The sequence below is a fragment of the Protofrankia sp. CiP1_Cm_nod1 genome, from assembly GCF_920888515.1.
In the GTDB taxonomy this organism is placed as follows: domain Bacteria; phylum Actinomycetota; class Actinomycetes; order Frankiales; family Frankiaceae; genus Protofrankia.
This window is the reverse complement of record NZ_CAKKTM010000414.1, coordinates 1-2,716: the sequence shown is the minus strand read 5'-3', so window position 1 is coordinate 2,716 and position 2,716 is coordinate 1. Positions and strand designations below refer to the sequence as shown.

4 protein-coding genes are annotated in these 2,716 nt (G+C 74.8%); 2 read left to right on the top strand and 2 right to left on the bottom strand.

Translation table 11 applies throughout. The annotated features are described in order from the left end of the window. The coding region (locus NBX02_RS18700; protein WP_250292423.1) for a D-alanine--D-alanine ligase family protein at positions 1 to 915 on the top strand (915 nt) is incomplete at its 5' end. A gap of 62 nt (positions 916 to 977) precedes the next feature. On the opposite strand, the gene NBX02_RS18695 is transcribed toward NBX02_RS18700, so the two are convergent. Together NBX02_RS18695 and NBX02_RS18690 are read right to left on the bottom strand one after the other, a co-directional pair. Further along, complete coding sequence (locus NBX02_RS18695; protein WP_445548523.1) at positions 978 to 1,529, bottom strand: DUF3515 family protein; 552 nt, start codon at positions 1,527 to 1,529, stop codon at positions 978 to 980. Between the two features lie 47 nt (positions 1,530 to 1,576). Then, positions 1,577 to 1,810 carry an Lrp/AsnC family transcriptional regulator gene (locus NBX02_RS18690; protein WP_013874856.1) on the bottom strand — a complete coding sequence of 78 codons (234 nt, stop codon included), beginning with the start codon at positions 1,808 to 1,810 and terminating at the stop codon, positions 1,577 to 1,579. Between the two features lie 78 nt (positions 1,811 to 1,888). On the opposite strand from NBX02_RS18690, the gene NBX02_RS18685 reads away from it, so the two are divergent. Next, positions 1,889 to 2,716: thiamine-phosphate kinase (locus NBX02_RS18685; protein ID WP_250292420.1), on the top strand; the 828-nt coding region annotated here is incomplete at its 3' end.

The following is a 2,716-nucleotide window of genomic DNA, read 5'->3' as shown; positions in this document are numbered from 1 at the left end:
GTGCTGCCCGGCGACCCCACCGCGGGCGGCCTGCTCGCGCTCGACCAGGTGGCGGCCCCGACGGGCCCCGGCTCCGCCGGCCGCGATGCCGCCGGCCGCGGCCCTGTCGGCCTCGGCGCCGTCGACGTGGTGTTCCCGCTGCTGCACGGGCCGTTCGGTGAGGACGGCACCGTGCAGGGGCTGCTGGAGATGGCCGCCGTCCCCTACGTCGGCTCCGGGGTGTTCGCCAGCGCCGCGGCCATGGACAAGCAGTACATGAAGATCCTGCTCGCCGACGCCGGGCTCGACATCGGCCCGTACGCGGTGCTGCGCGCCGGGCAGGCCCTGACCGCCGACGACCGCGAACGCCTCGGCCTGCCCGTGTTCGTCAAACCGGCCCGGGGCGGGTCGAGCATCGGCATCAGCCGGGTGGACGCCTGGGACGACCTGGCGACCGCGCTGAAAGCCGCCCGCGCCGTCGACCCGAAGGTGCTGGTCGAGGCCGCCGTCGTCGGCCGTGAGATCGAGTGCGGCGTGCTCGGCAGCCTCGACGGCGGCGGACCGGAGGCGAGCCTGCCCGCGGAGGTGACGGTGACCACCTCCGCGGGGTCCGCGGGCTTCTACGACTTCGAGGCCAAGTACCTCTCGGACGCGGTCCGCTTCGACGTCCCGGCGGACCTGCCCGCCGAGGTCACCGCCGCGGTCCGTCAGATCGCCGTGCGGGCGTTCGCCGCGCTGGACTGCGCGGGCCTCGCCCGGGTGGACGTGTTCGTCCGCCCGGACGGCTCGATCATCGTCAACGAGGTGAACACCATGCCGGGGTTCACCCCGACCTCGATGTTCCCGCGGATGTGGGCGGCCACCGGCCTGGACTACCCACGGCTGGTGGACCGGCTGGTCGCGCTGGCGGCCCGCCGCGGCACGGGGCTGCACTGATCCCCGTCGCGGCTGGTCCCCCGTCGCCGCTGGTGCCGGTAGGGCCGCCCAGCCGGCCGCTGTCAGGCCGTCGTCGACCGTGTCGCGCCGCGGACCGGCGCGGCGAGCGTGGCCAGCACGTCGAAGGCCTGGACGGACGCGGGGAGCAGCAGCACGACCTGCGGACGTCGGGTAGGCGTGGAGTAGCGGACGGTGTCACCGCGTTCCTCGGCGAACCAGCCGACATCGTCGACCACCGAGAGCGTCACGTCCGGCCGGTAACCGGGAGCGGCCCCCGGCACGCCGCAGGAGAGCACCACCGGTGGGGAGCCCCAGGCCGCGACGAACGGCGACGCCGGCCGGGCCTCGCGACGTTCCAGCCCCGGCCCCAGCGAGGACGGCAGGGCGGCGCCCAGGGCGAGGCAGGCCGACCGCTGCTCCCCGGTCGGATCCGGCGCGCCGTTGACCGTGACCGGCCCCGGGGAACCGGCACACGCGGTGAGCGGAATCACAACGGCAAGGGCCATGATCCGGGCGAGGAGCGCGACCGGCCACCCGGTCCGCCGCCCGGCCGCCGGCCCCGGTGGCCCGGCTGGCCGACCGGGCCACGCGGCTGGTGCCCGCCGTGCCCGCACTCTGCCGTCCCGGCCGGTCATGACAGGGAACAAGCGCGGACGAAGCGTCAGAAGTGCACCACCGGACAGGTCAGCGTGCGGGTGATCCCGTCGACCGTCTGCACGCGTGACATGACGAGCTTTCCCAGCTCATCGACGCTGGCCGCCTCGGCACGGGCGATCACGTCGTAGGGGCCGGTGACGTCCTCCGCCTGGGTGACACCGGGGATCTGTTCGATCTCCTTGGCCACCGATGAGGACTTCCCGACCTCGGTCTGGATGAGGATGTACGCGTGGACCACAGAGGCTCCCTTGTCGGACGTCGACAACCCGTGCCGCAGAACAACGGGCCGACAGAAGGTAACAGGCAATCGGCTCCGGTGAGAGTGTCTGAGGTAGGGGAATTTGGTCTGATCGCCCGGGTGGCGGCCAGACTGGGCGCACCGGCGCCGCCAGCGGGTCCTGGTGACGACGCCGCGGTGGTCCCGACACCCTCCGGTTATGTGATTGCTACCACAGATCTGCTCGTGGAAGGGCGGCACTTCCGGTTCGACTGGTCCTCCCCATATGACGTCGGACGTAAAGCTGCCGCGCAGAGCCTCGCCGACGTGGCGGCCATGGGAGCCGTCCCGACCGCCCTGCTGGTCGGCCTGGCCTGCCCGCCGTCCACCCCGGTCGAGCTCGCCGAGGGCCTCGCCGACGGTCTGCGCGACGAGTGCGCCGAGGCGGGCGCGGTCGTCGTCGGCGGCGACACGGTCGGCGCGGCCGAGGTCTGCCTGGCCGTGACCGCGCTCGGGGACCCGCGGGGCGTCGCCCCGCTGACCCGCTCGGGGGCGCGCCCGGGGGAGTCGGTTGTCCTCGCCGGCACGGTGGGCCGCTCCGCCGCCGGGCTGGAGCTGCTGCTCGCGGGCGTGCGGGAGGGCCCTCTGGTCGACGCCCACCGCCGCCCGACACCGCCGTACGCGGCCGGGCCGGCGCTGGCCCGGGCGGGCGCGACCGCGCTGCTCGACATCAGCGACGGGCTGCTCGCCGATCTCGGGCATGTGGCGGCCGCCTCCGGCGTCGTGCTGGAGGTGGACGCCGACGCGCTGCGGGCGGCCGTCCCCGGCGTGGACGTGCGGCACCTGCTGACCGGCGGCGAGGATCACGGCCTGGCCGGGACGCTGCCGACGGGCGTCGAGCCGCCACCCGGGGTCGCCGTGATCGGC